The sequence below is a fragment of the Exiguobacterium qingdaonense genome, assembly GCF_018617855.1.
Taxonomy (GTDB): Bacteria; Bacillota; Bacilli; order Exiguobacteriales; family Exiguobacteriaceae; genus Exiguobacterium; species Exiguobacterium qingdaonense.
Genome location: NZ_JACSKY010000020.1, coordinates 1 through 19,708 on the forward strand (window position 1 = coordinate 1; position 19,708 = coordinate 19,708).

General features: G+C 48.5%; 21 protein-coding genes. 9 read left to right on the top strand and 12 right to left on the bottom strand.

The window, feature by feature from the left end:
• On the top strand, positions 1-206 hold a 206-nt coding region (locus tag KNP00_RS13645; RefSeq protein ID WP_215146180.1), incomplete at its 5' end, for a hypothetical protein.
• Here the strand turns inward: KNP00_RS13645 and KNP00_RS13650 are convergent.
• The 3 genes from KNP00_RS13650 to KNP00_RS13660 form a co-directional block, all read right to left on the bottom strand.
• Entirely contained in the window at positions 207-1,043 is an 837-nt protein-coding gene (locus KNP00_RS13650) for an aldo/keto reductase (RefSeq protein ID WP_215146182.1), read from the bottom strand.
• A gap of 78 nt (positions 1,044-1,121) precedes the next feature.
• Positions 1,122-2,084 carry an HAAS signaling domain-containing protein gene (locus KNP00_RS13655; RefSeq protein WP_215146184.1) on the bottom strand — a complete coding sequence of 321 codons (963 nt, stop codon included), beginning with the start codon at positions 2,082-2,084 and terminating at the stop codon, positions 1,122-1,124.
• The gene (locus KNP00_RS13660; RefSeq protein WP_015880292.1) at positions 2,071-2,418 is read right to left on the bottom strand and encodes a PadR family transcriptional regulator; all 348 of its coding nucleotides are present in this window, start codon (positions 2,416-2,418) and stop codon (positions 2,071-2,073) included. The genes KNP00_RS13655 and KNP00_RS13660 overlap by 14 nt, the downstream gene beginning before the upstream one ends.
• Before the next feature lie 128 nt (positions 2,419-2,546).
• Between KNP00_RS13660 and KNP00_RS13665 the strand changes: the two genes are divergently transcribed.
• Positions 2,547-2,948, top strand: a complete 402-nt coding sequence (locus KNP00_RS13665; protein ID WP_215146186.1) for a hypothetical protein — start codon at positions 2,547-2,549, stop codon at positions 2,946-2,948.
• A 38-nt stretch (positions 2,949-2,986) separates the two neighbouring features.
• Here KNP00_RS13665 and ahpF read toward each other — a convergent pair whose 3' ends face one another.
• Both ahpF and ahpC read right to left on the bottom strand, forming a co-directional pair.
• Entirely contained in the window at positions 2,987-4,510 is a 1,524-nt protein-coding gene (gene ahpF / locus KNP00_RS13670) for an alkyl hydroperoxide reductase subunit F (protein ID WP_215146188.1), read from the bottom strand.
• 11 nt (positions 4,511-4,521) lie between these two features.
• Positions 4,522-5,085 (bottom strand): alkyl hydroperoxide reductase subunit C, encoded by a 564-nt coding sequence (gene ahpC / locus KNP00_RS13675; RefSeq protein WP_214700819.1) that lies wholly within the window; start codon positions 5,083-5,085, stop codon positions 4,522-4,524.
• A gap of 317 nt (positions 5,086-5,402) precedes the next feature.
• Here ahpC and KNP00_RS13680 point away from each other — a divergent pair, with 317 nt between their 5' ends.
• A complete protein-coding gene (locus KNP00_RS13680) occupies positions 5,403-6,089 on the top strand; it encodes a BglII/BstYI family type II restriction endonuclease (protein ID WP_215146190.1) in 687 nt (228 codons plus the stop codon).
• A gap of 13 nt (positions 6,090-6,102) precedes the next feature.
• Here the strand turns inward: KNP00_RS13680 and KNP00_RS13685 are convergent, their stop codons facing one another.
• Together KNP00_RS13685 and KNP00_RS13690 are read right to left on the bottom strand one after the other, a co-directional pair.
• Positions 6,103-6,549 carry a very short patch repair endonuclease gene (locus tag KNP00_RS13685; protein ID WP_215146192.1) on the bottom strand — a complete coding sequence of 149 codons (447 nt, stop codon included), beginning with the start codon at positions 6,547-6,549 and terminating at the stop codon, positions 6,103-6,105.
• A 55-nt stretch (positions 6,550-6,604) separates the two neighbouring features.
• A complete protein-coding gene (locus KNP00_RS13690) occupies positions 6,605-7,975 on the bottom strand; it encodes a Sau3AI family type II restriction endonuclease (protein ID WP_215146193.1) in 1,371 nt (456 codons plus the stop codon).
• A gap of 159 nt (positions 7,976-8,134) precedes the next feature.
• Here KNP00_RS13690 and dcm point away from each other — a divergent pair, with 159 nt between their 5' ends.
• Positions 8,135-9,469, top strand: coding sequence for a DNA (cytosine-5-)-methyltransferase (dcm, locus tag KNP00_RS13695; RefSeq protein ID WP_215146194.1), 1,335 nt, complete (start codon positions 8,135-8,137; stop codon positions 9,467-9,469).
• A gap of 59 nt (positions 9,470-9,528) precedes the next feature.
• Here dcm and htpG read toward each other — a convergent pair whose 3' ends face one another.
• Positions 9,529-11,397: a molecular chaperone HtpG gene (htpG, locus tag KNP00_RS13700; RefSeq protein ID WP_215146195.1), complete on the bottom strand. Its 1,869-nt coding sequence runs from the start codon at positions 11,395-11,397 to the stop codon at positions 9,529-9,531.
• 457 nt (positions 11,398-11,854) lie between these two features.
• Between htpG and KNP00_RS13705 the strand changes: the two genes are divergently transcribed.
• Positions 11,855-12,556, top strand: coding sequence for a DsbA family protein (locus tag KNP00_RS13705; RefSeq protein WP_215146197.1), 702 nt, complete (start codon positions 11,855-11,857; stop codon positions 12,554-12,556).
• An 80-nt stretch (positions 12,557-12,636) separates the two neighbouring features.
• Here KNP00_RS13705 and KNP00_RS13710 read toward each other — a convergent pair whose 3' ends face one another.
• The gene (locus KNP00_RS13710; protein ID WP_215146199.1) at positions 12,637-13,263 is read right to left on the bottom strand and encodes a TetR/AcrR family transcriptional regulator; all 627 of its coding nucleotides are present in this window, start codon (positions 13,261-13,263) and stop codon (positions 12,637-12,639) included.
• 123 nt (positions 13,264-13,386) lie between these two features.
• On the opposite strand from KNP00_RS13710, the gene KNP00_RS13715 reads away from it, so the two are divergent.
• Together KNP00_RS13715 and KNP00_RS13720 are read left to right on the top strand one after the other, a co-directional pair.
• On the top strand, positions 13,387-14,136 hold the full coding sequence (locus KNP00_RS13715; RefSeq protein ID WP_215146201.1) for an SDR family NAD(P)-dependent oxidoreductase: 750 nt from the start codon (positions 13,387-13,389) through the stop codon (positions 14,134-14,136).
• 60 nt (positions 14,137-14,196) lie between these two features.
• Positions 14,197-14,634 carry a hypothetical protein gene (locus tag KNP00_RS13720; protein ID WP_215146203.1) on the top strand — a complete coding sequence of 146 codons (438 nt, stop codon included), beginning with the start codon at positions 14,197-14,199 and terminating at the stop codon, positions 14,632-14,634.
• Between the two features lie 28 nt (positions 14,635-14,662).
• On the opposite strand, the gene rluF is transcribed toward KNP00_RS13720, so the two are convergent.
• Positions 14,663-15,373, bottom strand: a complete 711-nt coding sequence (gene rluF / locus KNP00_RS13725) for a 23S rRNA pseudouridine(2604) synthase RluF (protein ID WP_015880301.1) — start codon at positions 15,371-15,373, stop codon at positions 14,663-14,665.
• Positions 15,374-15,465: 92 nt separating this feature from the next.
• Here rluF and KNP00_RS13730 point away from each other — a divergent pair, with 92 nt between their 5' ends.
• A complete protein-coding gene (locus tag KNP00_RS13730) occupies positions 15,466-16,290 on the top strand; it encodes a hypothetical protein (protein ID WP_215146205.1) in 825 nt (274 codons plus the stop codon).
• Here the strand turns inward: KNP00_RS13730 and KNP00_RS13735 are convergent.
• The gene (locus KNP00_RS13735; RefSeq protein WP_215146207.1) at positions 16,256-16,903 is read right to left on the bottom strand and encodes a C39 family peptidase; all 648 of its coding nucleotides are present in this window, start codon (positions 16,901-16,903) and stop codon (positions 16,256-16,258) included. The two genes, KNP00_RS13730 and KNP00_RS13735, sit on opposite strands and share 35 nt — an antisense overlap.
• 72 nt (positions 16,904-16,975) lie before the next feature.
• Entirely contained in the window at positions 16,976-18,343 is a 1,368-nt protein-coding gene (locus KNP00_RS13740) for a YjiH family protein (RefSeq protein WP_215146209.1), read from the bottom strand.
• Between the two features lie 261 nt (positions 18,344-18,604).
• Here KNP00_RS13740 and KNP00_RS13745 point away from each other — a divergent pair, with 261 nt between their 5' ends.
• The gene (locus tag KNP00_RS13745; protein WP_215146211.1) at positions 18,605-19,597 is read left to right on the top strand and encodes an LLM class flavin-dependent oxidoreductase; all 993 of its coding nucleotides are present in this window, start codon (positions 18,605-18,607) and stop codon (positions 19,595-19,597) included.
• Positions 19,598-19,708 lie beyond the last annotated feature (111 nt).

Consider the following 19,708-nt stretch of genomic DNA (forward strand, 5'->3'; position numbering starts at 1 on the left):
TGGTGGCAGCCACCGCACAAAACATGAAGAAGCTGGCCAACCTGTTGGCCAGAAAAGACCGTCTACATAGCATTTCTTCAATTTTATGGAGGCAGAACGCCTCAAGAAACCGGGAACCACAAAAAAGGACGAACCAGGTCGCAAGAGGCGACCTGGTTCGTCAACAAGCTGAAAATCGGATTGAGCGCATGCTCAACCCGATTTAATTAATACTCTTCGTATTCACGAGGATCTTGGTCATCGATGCGACCATCCTGCTTCGTCAACGCATTAAGCGTCTGCATCTCTTCATCCGTCAATTCGAAGTTGAAGACGTCGAGATTCTCTTTTTGGTGCAACTCACTGGACGAGCGGGCGAGCGGGATGACCCCAAGTTGCACGTGCCAACGTAAGATGACTTGAGACACGCTCTTGCCTTTTTGTTTAGCGAGTTCGGTGATTTTCTCGTCATGAACGACCGTGCGAGCGCGACTGAGCGGGCTCCACGCTTCTGTGATGATGCCGCGTTCTTTATCGGCTTGCCGCTGTTCGACTTGCGAGAAGTACGGGTGTAACTCGATTTGGTTGATGACCGGTGTTTCTCCCGTTTCTTCAATCAAGCGGTCAAGATGCTCCGGCATAAAGTTCGATACCCCGATGGAGCGGATCCATCCGTTTTTCTTCGCTTGAATCAAGGCACGCCACGCCTCGACGTACTTGTCTTGTTTCGGATTTGGCCAATGCAAGAGGAATAAATCCCAATAGTCGAGGTTCGCCCGATATAGGGACTCCCGAATCATCTCGAGTGCCTGGTCGTAGTCATAATATTGCGCGCGCAATTTTGACGTTAAGAAAAGCTGTTCGCGCGGGATGCCAGATTGACGAACCGCTTCACCGACCGCACCCTCATTGTCATAGCGAATCGCCGAATCGATGAGTCGATATCCGTTCCGGATGGCGCACGTGATGGCGTCGACCCCTGCTTCCCCTTTCAAATAAACTGTTCCGAGTCCGATGGCTGGAATCTCATAACCGTCATGTAGCTTGATTGTTGGAATACCCATCAAATGCCTCCCCATTCAAATTCCGTTCTCTTCTCCGCTATTCCACTTTCCTCGGAAATGAAACGTTTGAATGTGAGGTCAACGTCGAAACGCTTTGATCAACCCTTCGGCCAAATCGATGATACAAACGATAATGACCGTGATCAACACACTGCGTATACCCCAACGACTGATTGTTTCCACGTCGATACTGACTTGATCGGCCATCAAAGAAATGGCATCGGACGAAATCAAATCGGGTTGTAGTAAAATGAGTGCCGTGACGGCAATCCATACGATATTGAAGAGGGCGTTCCACAAGGCGAGCGGTTTTGTCCAGTGTCTTACCATCCATTTGTAAATGGCGATGGCGATGCCAAAGGCGGCCAAGGCGATGACAAACGGGAAGAATTGATCCAAGACCGACGCATTGAGTAGCGGATAGGATCCACTATCTGTGACGACACGAATCAACTGTTCGGCGTTGACGTACAATCCGACCATCAAAATGGTAGCGACAAAGTCAAACAAGATTGAACCAAGAGAGATTGAGGTCGAACGGGGTTTCACTTTCTTGAGTTGTTCTGGTTTCCAACTAGAGAAGGGGACCTCGCCTTCAGGCACCGTGCGTTCGATGATGAAGAACGTGAGGGTGATCCAGAATAGCGTCTGGACGACGACGTTGAATATGGCGGCTCCGGTTTGAAGGAATGCTTGAATCAAGAATTGACTCCAAGACGTGTCGTCAATCGAGTTGTTCAAATAACCGATGACCGAGAGAATGGTGACGAGCGTGACAGCAATCGGTAAGACGATTTTGATGACGTTCACGTATTGCGTGAAGAGGGCAGGACCAATCAGGTGGAGCGGCCGGTTCGCATAACGGGCGGCGAGAATATGAGGGTCTCCGAGTTGGCGCAATGCTTCAAACAAGGCAGTATCAGACGGGTCATTCCCGGTCATGTCATCGATCGTCGACTCCAGTTCGAGTGCGACGTCTTGCCGCATCGACTCCGGGATTCGAGAAGTGACTTCATCGATATACACATCACGAAGATTCATGATCATTTCCTCCTTCGATTAAACGGGTCAATGTTTTCGACATGTTCATCCATTCCACGTATAACTCATTCAAAATATCCATTCCATCCGGACTGAGCACGTAGTACTTACGAGGTCGACTCTCTGTCGTATCCCAGGAACTCGTGACGAGTCCTTGTTTTTCAAGTCGACGCAAGAGCGGGTAAAGCGTACTCTGGTCAATGTTGATGTCGGCATCAAGTAGCGCTTGAACGAGAGAATAGCCGTATTGGGGTGTCTTCAACTGACTGAGCACCGCAATCGTCAACGTGCCGCGCCGCAACTCCGTCACCAACGATGCTTTTACATCGGACATACTTTCGCCTCCTTCAATCATTCATCTTTATACTGTATATCATACACTATAAGTTATCATACATCAATGGCGATAAAAGAGGTTGATTCATTTCCTGATTTTGGGATAATGAAGGGGAGGTGATGTTCATGAAGTGGTGGTGGATGGTTGGAGGTATGGTGATGGTCAGTTTGTTGATCATCAATGCGCAATGGTATGGGAATGCGGCGACGTTCGGGGTACCGATTGGCTGGATGATCACGCTACTAGTCATGACCCAATTTCGAAAGCCGACATCGATTCGATGGGCGGTGTCGTTTGGAGTGATCAGCGTAAGTATAGGAATCGCGTTATCCGTACCGAGTTATTCGGTAGCGGAAGCGAAGGGGACGTTGGGCAAAACGTACAGTGACGTGACGTACATCGAGAGCGTTCCGACGACCGGGGGAGAATGGAATCCATTTGCCCCTCGAGTAGGCTATCGGTTTAAAGCAGGAAGCGGAGAATCGATTTTATTCATCCCGGTCTCGGGGAAAACGTTTGAACTGTAAAAAAGACTCGCCCTCTAGGATGAGAGCGAGTCTTTGTGTTAGTTGCGAATCATGTAGTCGAAGGCGCCGAGTGCGGCTGTCGCACCAGAACCCATCGAGATGATGATTTGTTTGTAGGCGCTATTCGTGCAGTCTCCTGCCGCGAACACACCTGGGACGTTCGTCGCGCCATGACGGTCGACGACGATTTCCCCGAAGTTGTTGCGTTCGACCGAGTCGAGCCAGTCCGTGTTCGGAACGAGCCCGATTTGAACGAAGACGCCTTCTAGTTCGACATGATGCGACTCGTTCGTCTCACGAGACACATACGAGATGCCGTTCACTTTGTCCGTACCCGTGATTTCTGTCGTCTGAGCGTTCGTGATGACAGTCACGTTCGGAAGGCTGTGGAGACGGTCTTGAAGCACTTGGTCGGCCTTGAGCTCAGGAGCGAACTCGAGGACCGTCACGTGCTTGACGATTCCGGCGAGGTCGATCGCCGCTTCGATCCCGGAGTTACCGCCACCAATGACCGCGACACGTTTCCCTTCGAAGAGAGGACCGTCACAGTGCGGGCAGTAAGCGACTCCTTTGTTTTTGAACTCCGCCTCACCTGGAACGTTGACGTTACGCCAGCGTGCACCGGTTGAGAGGATGACACTCTTACTTTTCAAGACGGCGCCGTTATCAAGTTCGATCTCGACGAGGTCATTTTTCTCAAGACGCTTCGCGCGTTGGAGGTTCATGATGTCGATGCCGTACTCTTTAACATGCTCTTCTAGACTTGCGACGAGTTTTGGACCTTCTGTATAAGCGGTACCGATGAAGTTCTCGATACCCATCGTGTCCATCACTTGGCCACCGAAGCGTTCCGCGATGATTCCGGTACGGATTCCTTTACGAGCCGCGTATACGGCCGCACTCGCACCGGCCGGACCGCCACCTACGACGAGGACGTCGTACGGGTCTTTGTCCGAGAACGCAGAGGCGTCAGGACCTGTACCGAGTTTTGCCAAGATTTCTTCGAGTGACATCCGTCCGTTACCGAACGATTCGCTGTTCAAGAAGACCGTCGGGACGGCCATGATCTCTTTCGCTTCCACTTCATCCTTGAACGCGGCTCCATCGATCATCGTGTGGGTGATGTTCGGGTTGAGGACGCTCATGACGTTTAGCGCTTGCACGACGTCAGGACAGTTGTGGCAGCTGAGACTGATGTACGACTCGAAGTGATACGTGCCTTCGATACTTTGAATCTGCTTGATCGTGTCCGCATCGACTTTCGGCGCGCGCCCGCTCACTTGAAGGAGGGCGAGGACGAGTGATGTGAACTCATGTCCGAGTGGAATCCCCGCGAAGACGATCCCAGTCTCTTCAGACGGACGGTTCACGCTGAAGCTCGGTGTACGCTCGAGTGTCGCGCGTTCGACCGAGATGCGTGATGACATGCTGGCGAGTTCATTGACGAGCTCGAGCATCTCGTTTGAGACGTTGTCTTCCCCAGCGCTCACACGGAGGACGACATCGCCCTCCATGAGCTGGAGATATTGGTCGAGCTGTGGTTTAATCGCTGCTTCTAACATGCAATCGCTCCTTACAATTTACCGACGAGGTCAAGGCTTGGGCGGAGTGTTTCAGAACCCTCTTCCCATTTCGCTGGGCAGACTTCGCCTGGATTGTTGCGTACGTATTGTGCTGCTTTGACTTTGTTGACGAGCGTGCTCGCGTCACGGCCGATGCCGCCAGCGTTGATCTCGACAGTTTGGATGACACCGTCTGGGTCGATGATGAACGTACCACGGTCTGCGAGACCGTCTTCTTCGTTCAAGACATCGAAGTTGCGTGAGATAACGTGTGATGGGTCACCGATCATGATGTACTCGATCTTTCCGATTTTCTCCGATGTCTCGTGCCAAGCTTTGTGCGTGAAGTGTGTATCTGTTGAAACCGAGTATACTTCTACACCGAGGTTTTGAAGTGCAGCATACTCGTTTTGAAGGTCTTCAAGTTCAGTCGGGCAGACGAATGTGAAGTCAGCTGGGTAGAAGCAGACAACGCTCCATTTGCCTTTGAGGTCGTTCTCTGTAACTTCGAGGAATTCACCTGTTTGGAATGCTTGTGCTTTGAATGGTAGTACTTCTTTTCCGATTAATGACATGGATTATGTCCTCCTTGTTTTTTACTCTAGCGTTTCTATCTCGACTAGAATAATTATAATGTAATACTAACTTCATATAACGAGCTGAAATTGTCAAGGTGTTTGCATGCTGCGAAATGTGTTGAGATAACTAATATTCATAAAGGATTAGCTTAATATCAATGAAGAAAACGATTACAATTAGGGTGCATTTTCTTTTATCAAGTGGTATCTTTACAAAATATTAAATGAGTCATGCACTCACTTGAAAGATAGGGGTTATATCATTATTCTCGTCTTTCTGTTCGTGATTATCATTTACAGACAGGGGATTTATTATGAATTATCGAGTCCATTCTCATCGATTCGGTGAGACGATATTAAAGAACGATGAAGAGTTCAAGGAAATTTGGTCAGAGATTCATGACGTCATTCAGTCAATCAGCGACGATGATATCATAAGGGTATTCAACGAAAAATATGCTGAAAAGAACAAAAGTATATCAAAGGCTTTGAATGAACTGTTCAGGCTAGAATTTTTGAGAAGAGGATGGATGGGTGAGAGTCCGATTTTTCAGGACCGTGACTATTCAGAGAATGTGTGGCGTCTTGATTTTGCCAAAGACAACATCTCACTCGAAGTCGGGTTTAACCATGCAGGGACCATCGCTTGGAACTTGTTGAAGCCGGTCATCGCAAGCGAACTGAACCATGTCGAAAAGGCGGTTCAAACACGAATCGGAGTGATCATTTGTGCGACTCAACGATTACAGCGAGCTGGTAATTTTGATGGCGCCATCGGGACGTATGAGAAATACGTCCACCATTTGAAGCCGCTGAACACGCAACTCACCGTACCGATTGTCATTATCGGACTTGAAGCACCTGATACGTTCAAAATCGTTGAATATTTAAACGAGAAAGGCGAAAAAAGAGGCCGCGTAGAGGAATTCTACGCGAACCTGCTTGTCGACGAAACGACCGAGACCTATGATGAACCGATGTTCGATGAAGATTTAGACTGATGTACTTTTAAACTCAGCCACTTTGGATGTGTCGGTTTTGCTTGGCCATGTCGACGAAATGAGTGATGGTATAGATGACATGATCAAAATCATTATTAACTTGGTGTTCCCAAAATCGAAGGATGATCCAGCCTTCTTCGACATAGTGTTGTGTGACATCGGCATCACGCTCGATGTTACGTCCAATCTTTTGCCGCCAAAAATCGGCATTCGTCTTCGGCAATTTGAAGTGGAGGGGACAGCCGTGCCAATAGCAAGAGTCCAGAAATACGACGACGCGTAATCCAGGAAACGAGATGTCGGGCGTCCCGTAAAGTTTGCGATTGTTCTTGCGGTACCGATATCCGGCCGCCCACAGCGCTTTTCTTACTTTGACTTCCATCTTTGTATCTTTCCCGCGGTTCCCGCTCATCGTCTTGAACACGGCTGGACTTGATGCTTTCGGTACGTTTCTGGCCATACCCCTCACCTCCCTCTACTAGGAAGATTCCACTGTAGGGGGAGAAGTACTCATCTTAAGCGTCTAGAATCTGCTGAATATAGTTTCGATCTAACCAAAACGCCTGCTTCGTGATCCATTGTCCATCGGGGAGGCGGACTTTGTCATCTCCATCCGCACCTTTTGAACGTACATGTGCGACTCGGTTGAATTTCGGCCCGGGCAGGTTATTCTTCACTCTATTTTTCATAGGTATCAGCTCAACCCCTTCTCTGACGATCTTTCGAGCCTCGGACCACATCTCATATAGTTCGCCATCGATTGTCTCGAGTGGCATGTTCCAGAATCGAATGCCTACAAAGCGAGGGATTCGCTTTTTCTTCGGGACGTATTCTTCGTCATATTGAAATTCTAAGAAAAGATATTTCTGTTCTGCGAATGTGTCATATAGGTCCGAATCTTCCCAGTCGCTTTGGCATAGGTTTTCAAAATCGACCTTGCCGAACGACATATGTTCGCGAATCTTTCCGTCAGGTTCGCGTGCGACCGTTTTGAACTTGATGTTTGCCTTCGCAAATTCTTCGATACCGGAAAGGTCTGTCTTTTGCACTCCTAACAGTTTGGCCATGACGTGAGGAATCATCGCCTTGTTTCTAGGGTTATATGGAACTTTCGTTTCTTCACATAAATCAATCAGTGTCTTGCCATAGTGTGGTGAGAGTCGAGTTTTGAGAAGTTCCTCGATAGACATTTCGTTTAGCTCACCTTGGTTCGCGATGGACTCCATTAGTTCCGGTGTTAAATATTTACGAACCAATCCGGACATGTAAGATGATTTCAAAGAGAAAGCACGAGGTTTGGCTGGTTCATCTGAGAAGGGTTGAGTACGCACAATCGAACCGTTCGCCCCTTTTGTACAGGCGGACAGATACATCGTATCTGCCTCCGAAATGAGATGAGCCTCTCCATTCTTGATTTTGGTAACGATTGTTTCCCAGTCTTGTCGCATCACGGCTAAATCTTCCTCCGAGAACTCGTTTAAGAATGCCTTATAGATACGATAGTCATCCATTGGGATCTCAGGTTCATATTGATAGAGCATGATGAGCATACTTGTGGCTTTCGATAAAAAGCTTGAAGTTTCGAACGAGTATCTATGCTCGCTATGGTAATCAATCATATTCAAGACGAGTCGTTCTTTCGAAGAATATGTACCATTTTTGTTTTTCTTGAAAGGGGTGACCTTTAACTCGATACCAAGTTCCTCAAAGTCTGGTCGGGCATCTGAATTGATTGGGTATCCGAAGTGGCTCTCTTCAATAATGTGACCGAGTGACCCCTTGGAGCGAACATTTTTAATCCGTCCGGTCGTGTCAATCTCGCCGAATGTCTTGCCCTCGGCCTCTCTTGCCTTATCCATTAGTTCTTGAATCGTTTCGTAACGCAATTAAATACCTCCTATAAATTTACATATGTAAGATGAGTATAACGTAGTTGTTGATCCCATTCACCTTTTCTGTTAAACTAATTTCATCGAGCTAGTTCGGTTGTGATAGGACCTAAAATAGCGTAAATTTAAGATAGAAAATACGAAAGGGTGTTCCCATTGATTAAAGTAGTTGAGTTATTTGCCGGTGTAGGAGGTTTCCGCATCGCGCTTGAAGGAATCAAAGATGTGAATGCCGAGCCTACATCAGACAAATTCGATGTGGTTTGGGGCAATCAGTGGGAGCCGGCGACGAAGGTACAACCGGCCTTTGATTGCTATGCTGAACGTTTTAAAAAACGTGGCCAACACGTAAATGAGGATATCGCGCTGTCATGGATGGAAGCAGGACCACACCATTTGCTCGTGGGGGGCTTCCCGTGCCAAGACTACAGTGTGTCGCGTAGTTTAAAGAATGAGCAAGGGATTCAAGGGAAGAAGGGTGTCTTGTTCTGGGAAATCATGAACATCATCGAGCAGGAAAAGCCACCTTACGTCTTACTCGAGAATGTCGATCGCCTAATGAAGTCACCTGCGAAACAAAGAGGGCGTGACTTCAGTGTCATGCTTCGTGCATTTGCCGATCAAGGATATACGGTCGAGTGGAGAGTCATCAATGCTGCCGACTATGGATTTGCCCAACGCCGTCGCCGTATCTTTATCTTTGCGACGCGAGCGGATTTGAAGCATTCAACCCGAGCGGGGAAAGCAAATCCTGAGCAGTGGTTGTTGAAAGACGGATTCTTTGCGCCGACTTTCCCGGTCATGGAGATGACGAGCGAGAAGCATCCAGGTTCGACGTTCGAGTTGCCGAAAGACATCGTCGAAATCTCGGACACATTCTCTGCGACTTATCGAAATGCGGGTGTCATGACGGGGGATCAAGTGACGACGCTTGAGACGCTCCCGGTTCGCGAAACACCTAAGACGCTCGGCGAAGTCGTTCAAGAAGTCTATGAGCAGTTTGGTCCTGCTCCGGAACGCTATTATCTGGATACAGAGAAGGTTAAAAAATCTGGACGTACAGAAAAAGAGGAATTGGCTTACATGAAGGGGCCGAAAAAAATCGAACGTACTTCTGCGAGCGGACACGTCTATGTCTATGCCGAAGGAGGCATGTCCTATCCGGATTCGTTAGACCTTCCAGGTAGAACGATGTTGACAAGCGAAGGAACGTGCAACCGTTCAAGCCATGTCATCGAAGATCCACATACGAAAAAATTGCGCTATTTGCGTCCGGAAGAATGTGAAGGATTGAATGGCTTCCCATACGGATGGACCGCGACCATGACAGACCGCAAGCGATACTTCACGATGGGGAATGCTCTCGTCGTCGGATTGATTGAGCGGATGGGCAATCGAATTGCGGAGATTCATGAGCAAGAAGATGAAAAGAGCTTGTTGCATGAAGTGAAACAGATGCAGTTGTTAGGCACTTACAATAACTTTAAATAATTTAAATGCCCTCATCTGAATGACATTTTCATTCAGATGAGGGCATTTGCTATTTAGAGTCACTCCGCCATCAACGCACACACTGCATTCGAATACGCTACCGGATCTTCAATCGGTAACCCTTCAATGAGGAGGGCTTGTTGATACAAGAGGTCTGTATACTGTTTCGCTTTCGCTTCATCTTCCTTATACACACGTTGGAGAGCCTGGAAGATGGCGTGGTCAGCGTTCACTTCGAGTACTTTCTCCGCTTTCATACCGCCGCCATTTGGCATCGTGTTCAAAATCTTCTCCATCTCGATTGAGACGTCACCCGCGACCGTTAGACAGACCGGATGTGATTTGAGGCGTGTCGAGGCACGCACTTCTTTGACGCGGTCCCCGAGCTCTTCTTTCATGAATGCGAATAAGTCTTGGTTGTCCTCGTTGAGCGACTTCGCTTCCGCGTCATCAAGACCGAGATCGCCGCTCGCAATCGACTTGAACTCTTTCTCGTCATACGACTGAAGCATCTTGATCGCGAACTCGTCGATTTCTTCTGTGAAGTAAAGGATCTCATACCCTTCTTCTTTCAAGCGCTCTGCTTGTGGCAAGAGGTCGATGCGATGGATTGATTCGCCTGTCGCGTAGTAAATGTACTTCTGGTCTTCTTTCATCCGCTCGACGTACTCCTTGAGCGAGACGAGTTTCTTCTCATGAGAAGAATGGAAAAGAATCAAGTCTTTCAATTCATCTTTCGCTGCGCCGAACTGGTCGTACACCCCGAACTTCAATTGACGACCGAACGATTCATAGAACTTCTCATAGTCCTCGCGCTCGTTTTGAAGCATCTTCTCGAGCATCCCTTTGATTTTTGACTTCACGTTCTTCGCAATCACGCGTAGCTGACGGTCCTGCTGTAACATTTCGCGGGAAATGTTGAGTGAGAGGTCTTCCGAGTCGACCATTCCTTTGACGAAGCCGAAGTAGTCCGGCAAGAGGTCGGGTGACTTCTCCATAATCAACACGCCGTTCGAGTAGAGCTCGAGTCCTTTCTCGAACTCTTTCGTGTAGTAGTCGAAGGGAACCGTTGACGGGATGTAGAGGATTGATTGATAGCGGATTGTCCCGTCGACGTTCAAGTGGATATGCTTGAGCGGTTCATCAAAGCCGTAGCGCTTCTCGTGATAGAACGCTTTATAATCCTCGTCGGTCAACTCGCTCTTGCGTTTTCGCCAAATCGGCACCATGCTGTTGACGGTCTCTTCTTCTTTATAGTCCTCGTACTCTTCCGAGTCCTCTTTTTGACGATGTTTCGTCACATCGAGTTTGATCGGGTAACGGATGAAGTCCGAGTGCTTCTTGATGAGCGAACGGATCTCGTATTCTTCAAGGAACGACGAATACGCATCATCTTCTGTGTCTTCTTTCAAGTGGAGCGTGATTTCTGTGCCGATGTCCGTCTTGTCTGTCGGCTCGATCGAATAACCGTCTGTGCCTTCGGATTCCCATACGTATCCTTGATCGCTGTCGATCGATCGAGTCCGCACCGTTACGCGGTCAGCGACCATGAACGCAGAATAGAACCCGACCCCGAACTGACCGATGAGGCTATGGTCTTCTTCCATCTTCGTCGCCTGCTTCATGGCGAGTGAGCCACTCTTGGCGATAATTCCGAGATTCGATTCGAGCTCTTCTTCTGTCATCCCGATCCCTGTATCGCGAATCGTGATCGTCCGTGCCTCTTTGTCGAGTTCGACCTTGACGAAGTAATCGTCTTTATTGAACTCGATGTTCTCATCGGAAAGGGCGCGATAATACATCTTGTCGATGGCGTCGCTCGCGTTTGAGATGAGCTCGCGCAAGAAGATGTCCTTGTGTGTATAAATTGAGTGGACCATCAACTCTAAAATTCGTTTCGATTCTGCTTGAAACTGTTTCTTTGTCATGATCGTTCTCCTTTATGTCTTTATATTTTTGGCACTCTCTTATAATGAGTGCTAACACTATTGATTATCCTAAAAATTAGGAAGATGTCAACAGGATTTAAAGAAAAGATTGACGAAGGCGTCGGATTCGCATATAGTTGAGTACATGCGATGAGCTGGTCTATGTAAGACGGCGGACATTCCCTTGTGGAGCACGTTGTGGAGCGTGGTCCGTCGCGGTAGACTTTCGAGAGCACCTCTAGTGAGAGGTGCTCATTTTTTTGTATAAGGTAATGTTCGTTTGCTGGTGGATGTTAAGAGAGGCCATACGTTTCACGCATTCCCACTGTGATGCAAGATGCCGTCCGCATATGTTTCAATATTTAGTCTTAATCACTTCGTCCCATCTCAAGTGAATTATAGTAAACTATTCATGTGAATAGTTGAACAATATCCTGGTTGGTTAGGAGAATATAAGATGCGAATAATGAAAGAATGTATGGTAGCTGGTTTATTGATCGGTGGAGGTGTGCTAGTGGGGTGTGCGAATCCATCTACTCAAAACGAAGCGAGCGTGACCGAAGAAAGCGACAGCAAGACCGAAACATTCACGTATACGAAATTTGATTTGCCTTTGGCGAACAAAGTGTATATGGGAGATATGGATGCCAAGCATGAAATCGTGTTTGTTTTTGATTATTCCTGTCCGTGGTGTAAAGAGTGGATTGATCAAGTCCTGCCTGTGGTCGAGGAGCGGTTCATCTCAAGTGGAGAGGCAATCTACAAAGGGCAGCCGTTAGTGCTATTGAATCAAGATTCTCAATATATGGCGAACGTTGATTATCATGTAGAGAAACATAACCCTGACGATTACTATGACGTACAGAAACAACTTAGCCAGGATTTTGAACATGCCGATTGGGCAACCGATGATTATGTAGATGCGGTGTCGAAACAGTTTGGTTTGGTAGGGGTTGAACAACTGACTAGTGAAGAAGGGATAGAGGTCGGGATTCAAAATTCGAGAGCCTATACGCGCGATATGGGCGTCGAGTATGTACCGACCGTCTATGTGGATGGGATTAAACTATTCGACTCGTTCAATGTAGACGAGATTGCGGACATGATGAATGGAAATCTTTCTGAAGGGGATGTCATCGAAGTCGACCGGAGTGAATGATGTCGAAGTATCGCATAGCAGAGTGGTATTCCTGTAAAAATATAAGAGCGAAGCCCGTTTCCGAGTGGAGACGGGCTTTCTCATGCTTGAATCGACGCGAGTAACATCTCTTTTAGTGCGCGCAATTGCACTTCCGGCTCGATATCGTCCTCTAAATAACTGATGTGCGACTTCAACATGATGTTGTTGCCGAAAGTCCCGAACGTATTGATGATCGTGACGACGGTCACCTTCACATCGATATCCGAGCGGAATGAACCGTCTCGTTTCCCGTCTTCAATCAAGGGTTCGAGTGTCTGCATGATTTGTCGCTGCACATCGATGTATGTCTCGATGCCAGGAAGAGGCGTGGCGACGAACGATGCATAGCTCTCGAAAGCCTCTCGGAAACGGGCGTGGTTCGTCCGCTCCAACTGCATCTCGAAAAAGTGATGCAAGATGGCCTCGAGCCGTTCATAGGCGTTCCCTTTTTCATTCAGGAATTGTTCGAATCGCTCGAGTGTCGGCTGTAGATTCTTGACGGCCGCCGCGACGATCAATTGGTCTTTCTTGGGGAAGTAGCGAAACAGTGTCGCCACCCCGATTCCTGCCGCATCCGCGATGTCTTGCATTTGAATTTTCTCAAAGCCATTCTCTAAAAATAAGCGTTCTGCCTCTTGGATAATCAGTTGAATCCGTTCTTCTTTGTTTTGTTGTCGTTTACTCAATTCGATCACCTCATTGTCTGTCCTTAGTATATCGTCTTCGAGCAGTTTCGTTGAGATTAAAGTCACATCCAATTATGATTATGATAGTTGAACTATCATAATTTAAGAAATGGAGCTGGGACAATGCGTTTACAGGGGAAAGTAGCGGTCATCACAGGGGCAGGAAGCGGTATGGGAGAGTCGACAGCACGCCTATTTGCGAGAGAAGGCGCGACGGTCGTCGCGACAGATATCAATGAACAAGGGGTTAAAAGCGTAGTCGAGTCGATTCGGTCGCAAGGTGGGGAAGCCATCGCGGTGAAACATGACGTGACATCACGATCGAGCTGGGAAGACGTGTTTGCAGAAGTCGAAGCGACGTGTGGCAAATTAGATATCCTCGTGAACAATGCCGGAATCGCACTCGCGAAACCGTTTTTGGAACAGACGGAAGAGGACTGGGCACGGACGTATCGCATCAACATCGATGGGGTCATGTTAGGGACACAGTACGCGATTCCGCTCATGACGGAGAATGGGGGAGGGTCAATCGTCAACATCTCCTCTATCTCTGCATTGACCGGTATGGCGGGTGCCGGGGCCTACACGGCCTCAAAAGGTGCGGTTCGTTCTCTTACGAAAGCAGCGGCCGTCGATTATGGGAAACAAAACATTCGCGTCAACTCGGTACATCCGGGGTATATCGTGACACCGATGAGTGCCCCGCATATGGAGCACCCGGACTATAAACAACATTTCTTGAATCAAATCGCCTTGCCGAATCTCGGACAGGCAGATGAGGTGGCGGCAGCCGTTCTCTTCCTTGCGTCAGACGAGGCAAACCATATCAGCGGAATCGAACTTCCGGTAGACGGTGGCGTGACGGCGAAATAATCGAGAGAACATCCTGATGTGATGACACCTCGTGTTATATTAAGAAAAAGAGGTGAAGTCATGATTCAGTTTGAGATGGAACGAGTATGGATGGATGAAACGGAGCTGTTTTATCAAGTTCAGCTTCAACTTCGGTCTTCAGCCTGCGCCAGTAATCAGTTGATTTATTTAGATGATGCGAGTCTTGAGGATCTTCATCAAAAGATTGATCAATTCAATCAAGCGTTGGGCAAAGAACCAATCACATGGAGACTGCTCGATGAAGAAGAGGGTGCGGATGATTTGCAAGTCAATCTAACCTTCACGTTGATTGACCGCATCGGGACCATCCAAGTCGATATTTTCATTCATGATGAATGGCAGTTTGACTCATTTGACCATGTTCATATGAAATGTAGAATGAGGACGACGATGGGACAGCTCGACGACTTGAGCGCTCAACTCAAACGTTTCATTCGCCGTGAGACCGACCATGTCGCATCACTTCGACCAGAATAAAGCAGCCTGAGACGACTCAGGCTGCTTTTTAATACCATTCTTTCGGTTCATAATTCAATTCGCGGAACAACTGCTCCCGTTCTTTTTTCGAAAGGTCGCGCCATTGTCCAGGCGGGAGTTTCCCGAGCGTGATGTTCATGACACGCACACGTTGGAGACGGAACACTTCATAGCCGAGTGCCTCACACATCCGACGGATCTGACGGTTGAGTCCTTGGGTGAGGGTGATGTTGAAGTCGAATTTTGAGAGCGGACGGACTTTACACGGTAGCGTCTTCTGTCCGAGGATTTTGACGCCGGCTTCCATCTGTTCGACGAACTCCGGGGTGATCGGCTTATCGACCGAGACGATGTATTCTTTCTCGTGCTCACCTTCTGCGCGAAGGATCTCATTGACGATATCGCCGTCGTTCGTCATGAGGATGAGACCTTCCGAGTCCTTATCGAGACGACCGATGTTGAAGATGCGGAGTGGATGGTTGACCATGTCGACCAGGTTCCCTTTTACTTTCTTCTCTGTCGTACTCGTAATCCCGACCGGCTTATGGACGGCGATGTAGACGTTGTTTCGTGCGACCCGTGCGACCGAACCGTTGACGAGGACTTCATCGCCCGGTTTGACCTGGTCGCCAATCTTCGCTTTTTTCCCGTTGATGGTGACGCGTCCCTCTTCGACGAGACGGTCGGCTTGGCGACGGGACGCCTTACCTGATTCACTGATGAATTTATTGATGCGCATGTATACACGTCCTTTGTTTGGCTTCGTCCTCTCACTATAACGCATTTTACAAACCGCTGAAAGCGGGAAACGAACGGAAGAGGAGGGATGAGATGGAGGCAGTACGATTGTTACAAGACGCGATCCGATTTCAACAGGCACTGTGCGAGACACCGCTCGGGAAAGAACTGATTACGAAGGCGTCACCTGTCCTTTGGTATGGTCGGCCCGGACCGAATCAATGGCTGACCATCGGAACGAATCCGTCACGCGGTGAGTTTTTACATCGTGACGGGACACCGAGAACAGGGGAAGACCAAAAGTTCTATTGGCGGAACGCGCTCTCGTTTGAAGATTACCTTGGAAATGAAGAGGCTCTCCAAGATACGATTGAACGGGCCTCGACCTATTTCGAGTCAGGTCGTGCGACGACGAGCTGGTTCGGGAAATCAGGCGGTGCCAAACTCGAAGCGCTCCTAAACGGGATGGGGCGTTCGTTTTATGACGAGCCGGCCTCTGTCGTCCACGTCGATTTTTTCAAGTTTGCGACGTATGAGCAGATGGGGAAGATAAAAAACGGTCGCGACTGGTTGGAACATCCGACTTCAATTGAATTGTTGGAGCGGACGATTGGGTACATCAAACCGAGCCGTATCATCGTGCTCGGGCGCGACAATTGTCGTACCTTTCTTGGCTTTTCGACAAGAGGACAACTGGCAACTCATCCTGCCATCACCTATGAAATCGGACGTCATGAATCGGGTATCCCGATGATTGGATTGCATATGAAGCCGTCTGAGGTGTTCGTCGGTCTTGGGAATGGATATGACTCAAACGGTCTTCATTACGGGTCATACGCCAAGCGCGAGCACCTGCTAGAAATCGGTCAAGCCGTTGAAGCGATTATGGACGAGTGGTGGGCGGATGAACGCGCGTGATGCTTCCCCAGAAGTTGAATTCATTGAAATCGATATAACGCACGTCTTTCGACCGATTGTCGAGTACAGCCAATAAGATGACGTCAGGAAAGCCCCGTTTTTCAAACTGCAAGTAACCGATTCCCGTGACAGAGTGGTTTTTATAGAAACCGTTCGCCATATTCAATACGAACGGTCGCCCCGCTTTCAGTTCACGCTCGAACGTCGACCATTTCCATAGGTAGCGGGAACTTCCTCGACCGTCGTATCCGTATCGTTTCCATAGCTTCGTGATGATGGTGGCGATTTGAGTCGGCGGTGTCCCTTTCTCATCTTTGAAATGGTGCATGAAGGCGATGTCGCGCACATCTTCTTGGATCTGCGTCACATCCTCTGGGATATTCGTGTAACCGTGATCTCGATAAAAACGAAAGATGGCAGTGATTGACGTCAATGTACAGTTGTTCTTTCCGTTCTCGAACTGTCGTTGGAGCAAGACAGGGATGTCCATCTGTACAGCACGTGTCAATGTCCAGCGACCACGATAACGATCATTCACATATGGTTCTGGGTCGATGATGCCGGCATAGCCATTGTTTGCGACTTCGAGTTGTCCTGCAAATGGATGTTCCATCCGAGCCCCTCCTTTTTCTTTTAGTATACAAAGGACGCCCCCTCTCGTTAAAGAGAAAGGGCGTCGTATTCGTTAAAAGACAAGATGCGCGATTCCGACGATGATCGGAAGCGTGATGAACGTGCGTAACAAGAAAATCAAGACGAGGTCGAAGAAGGAGATCGGCAGTTTCGAACCGAGCAACAAGCCTCCGACTTCGGACATATAGATGAGCTGGGTAACGGACAACGTAGCGATGACAAAACGCGTCAATTCACTCTCGATTTCACTTCCGAGTACGGCCGGCAAGAACATGTCCGCAAAACCGACGACCATCGTCTGTGCGGCCACGGCTGCCTCCGGTACTTGCAGGAACATGAGAATCGGTTCGAACGGTTTCCCGATAATTGTGAAGAACGGCGTATACTCTGCGATGATGACCGCGATTGTCCCGACGGCCATGACAACGGGAAGGACCCCGAGCCACATGTCGAGCACGTTTTTGAAGCCGTCTTTGAGTGTTTCAAAGAAGCTCTTACTCGAGCGCGACTTTTGTAACGCTTGAATGAGAGCCCACTTGCTGAGTGAGGTGTCTGACGGTACATCTTCTTCCGGTTGGAGCTCCGTCTCCTCATAGGCGGTATCTGCTTTTTTTGATAACGGATAAATCCGTGGCATGATGAGGGCCGCGACTAGACCCGATAAGATGATGGCACCGTAATAAGGTAGGAAGTACTGGTCAAGTCTCATATATTGCAAGACGACAATCGTAAAGGTGATTGAGACGACGGAGAACGTTGTCGCAATGATTGACGCTTCCCGTTTTGTGTAATAGCCCTCTTCATACTGTTTTGTCGTGAGGAGAATCCCGATGGTCGCATCCCCGACCCATGAAGCGAGCGAATCGAGTGAGGCACGCCCAGGCAGTCGGAACAAAGGACGCATCACTTTCATCAAGAACGTCCCGACAAACTCAAGGAGCCCGAAGTTAAGTAAGAGTGGTAACAACATACCGGCAAACAAGAAGGTCGCGAACAAGATGGGGATCAGATCAAAGAGCAATAAGCCCCCGGTCACATCCGACGTGACCATTTCTGGTCCGATTGTGAGCAGGGTCATGACCCCGGCGATAAAGCCGATGATGCGCATTGCAAACCAAAAAGGTGTCACGCTGAACAGTGATTTCATGGATGGACGTTCTAAAATAAAGGCAGGACGTGCCGTGAATAGTAATAATGAACCGATGATCGATAACCCCATCATGATGACGGCGAGTGTAGGTACGATGTCACCAATCCAATCAATCAACAGATTGGATAAGAAAGCGATTGGAATCGTGAAACCTTCATCAGATGAGATAGGTACGATAAAAAACATAATCCCGATAAGCGATGGAATCAAAAATTTAAAAAAGTCTCGACTTGAAAATTTCTTTCCGTCTGGTGCAGATGGACCATTCATGATGCATTCCTCATTTCCCCGAAGTGATTGTGCTGTCTATATATCCCCATTACACATACAGCCATAATTGAAACGTATTTCTTTTATTAGTATAAAAAATAGGACATGGTGCTATCAACAACATGCGTGAATTTTCTAAAAAATAGAAAAAGTATATGAGGCAGAACATTCGTATTTCCTAAAATCATTTAGTATGATGACGGCGAGTCCAACAAATTCAAGATATTAACAAACTTCATTATAGAGATAGGAGAGTACATGATGAGATTGAGTGTGTTAGATCAAGCGCCGGTCACGTCGGGTCATACGGGCGAACATGCATTGAAGAGTGCGGTCGAGCTCGCACAAGTCGCAGAAGAGCTAGGGTATTATCGGATGTGGATGGCCGAGCATCACGGTGGCATGTCGTTCGCCAGCTCGGCTCCTGAAGTCATCACCGCCTATATCGTGGCCAAAACGAACACGATTCGTCTCGGGTCGGGAGGCGTCATGATGATGCACTATTCGCCGCTCAAAATGGCAGAGGTATTCAAGACGCTTAGCGCCCTCGCCCCAGGACGAATCGACTTTGGTGTCGGACGTGCGCCGGGTGGTGACGCGAACGCGATTTATGCGATGTCACAAGGACAAAAGCCGATGATGGACGGTCTTTATGAGAAGCTCGACACGACGCTTCAGTTGATCAAAGATGAGGCACCGGACGAGCGGTGGTATAAAAACACGCCGGCAGCGCCGACTGGTGTCAGCCTTCCGGAGGCATGGCTACTCGGTTCGAGTGGGAACAGTGCGGTTCAGGCTGGACGGATGGGACTCGGCTATTCGTTCGCCCAGTTCTTTAACGGTCAATTGAGCGCCGACATCCTCGACACGTATCGCCATCACTTCACACCGTCAGACTTTATGGAGAAGCCGGATATTAGCGTCACGTATTTGGTGACGACGGCAGAGACGGAAGAGGAGGCCGAGTATTTGGCCCGACCGTCTGATTTATCGCGTCTCTTCTTGATGCGCGGTCAGTTGAGACAGCTGTTGAGTCCAGAAGCGGCTCACGACTATCCGCTCACGGAGGTCGATCGAATCCACATCGCCAACAATCGGGCGATTCACCTCGTAGGGACGCCGAAACAAATCGCAGAACAATTGCGGGATGAGTCGGAACGTTACGGTTTTGATGAGGCGATGATTTGTAGCATTCAGCACAAGCAGGAAGATCGTCTGAATGTCTATCGTCTATTGGCGAACGAGTTGCTTTAATCCGAAGGGCACCTTCTCAAGTATGATATGCTCCCCAATAGGTAGACAGATGAAATAACAAATCTGTTTATTCTAATTGGGGAGTGTTTTTTTATGGCGAGAAGTCGGCAT

Coding starts and splice junctions, on each gene's coding strand:
- KNP00_RS13740 (WP_215146209.1), bottom strand. CDS start 18,343: ATGAATGGTCCATCTGCACCAGACGGAAAGAAATTTTCAAGTCGAGAC.
- KNP00_RS13730 (WP_215146205.1), top strand. CDS start 15,466: ATGGAGGCAGTACGATTGTTACAAGACGCGATCCGATTTCAACAGGCA.
- KNP00_RS13735 (WP_215146207.1), bottom strand. CDS start 16,903: ATGGAACATCCATTTGCAGGACAACTCGAAGTCGCAAACAATGGCTAT.
- KNP00_RS13720 (WP_215146203.1), top strand. CDS start 14,197: ATGATTCAGTTTGAGATGGAACGAGTATGGATGGATGAAACGGAGCTG.
- KNP00_RS13705 (WP_215146197.1), top strand. CDS start 11,855: ATGCGAATAATGAAAGAATGTATGGTAGCTGGTTTATTGATCGGTGGA.
- KNP00_RS13680 (WP_215146190.1), top strand. CDS start 5,403: ATGAATTATCGAGTCCATTCTCATCGATTCGGTGAGACGATATTAAAG.
- KNP00_RS13745 (WP_215146211.1), top strand. CDS start 18,605: ATGAGATTGAGTGTGTTAGATCAAGCGCCGGTCACGTCGGGTCATACG.
- KNP00_RS13650 (WP_215146182.1), bottom strand. CDS start 1,043: ATGGGTATTCCAACAATCAAGCTACATGACGGTTATGAGATTCCAGCC.
- KNP00_RS13655 (WP_215146184.1), bottom strand. CDS start 2,084: ATGAATCTTCGTGATGTGTATATCGATGAAGTCACTTCTCGAATCCCG.
- rluF (WP_015880301.1), bottom strand. CDS start 15,373: ATGCGCATCAATAAATTCATCAGTGAATCAGGTAAGGCGTCCCGTCGC.
- ahpC (WP_214700819.1), bottom strand. CDS start 5,085: ATGTCATTAATCGGAAAAGAAGTACTACCATTCAAAGCACAAGCATTC.
- KNP00_RS13715 (WP_215146201.1), top strand. CDS start 13,387: ATGCGTTTACAGGGGAAAGTAGCGGTCATCACAGGGGCAGGAAGCGGT.
- ahpF (WP_215146188.1), bottom strand. CDS start 4,510: ATGTTAGAAGCAGCGATTAAACCACAGCTCGACCAATATCTCCAGCTC.
- KNP00_RS13660 (WP_015880292.1), bottom strand. CDS start 2,418: ATGTCCGATGTAAAAGCATCGTTGGTGACGGAGTTGCGGCGCGGCACG.
- htpG (WP_215146195.1), bottom strand. CDS start 11,397: ATGACAAAGAAACAGTTTCAAGCAGAATCGAAACGAATTTTAGAGTTG.
- KNP00_RS13685 (WP_215146192.1), bottom strand. CDS start 6,549: ATGGCCAGAAACGTACCGAAAGCATCAAGTCCAGCCGTGTTCAAGACG.
- KNP00_RS13665 (WP_215146186.1), top strand. CDS start 2,547: ATGAAGTGGTGGTGGATGGTTGGAGGTATGGTGATGGTCAGTTTGTTG.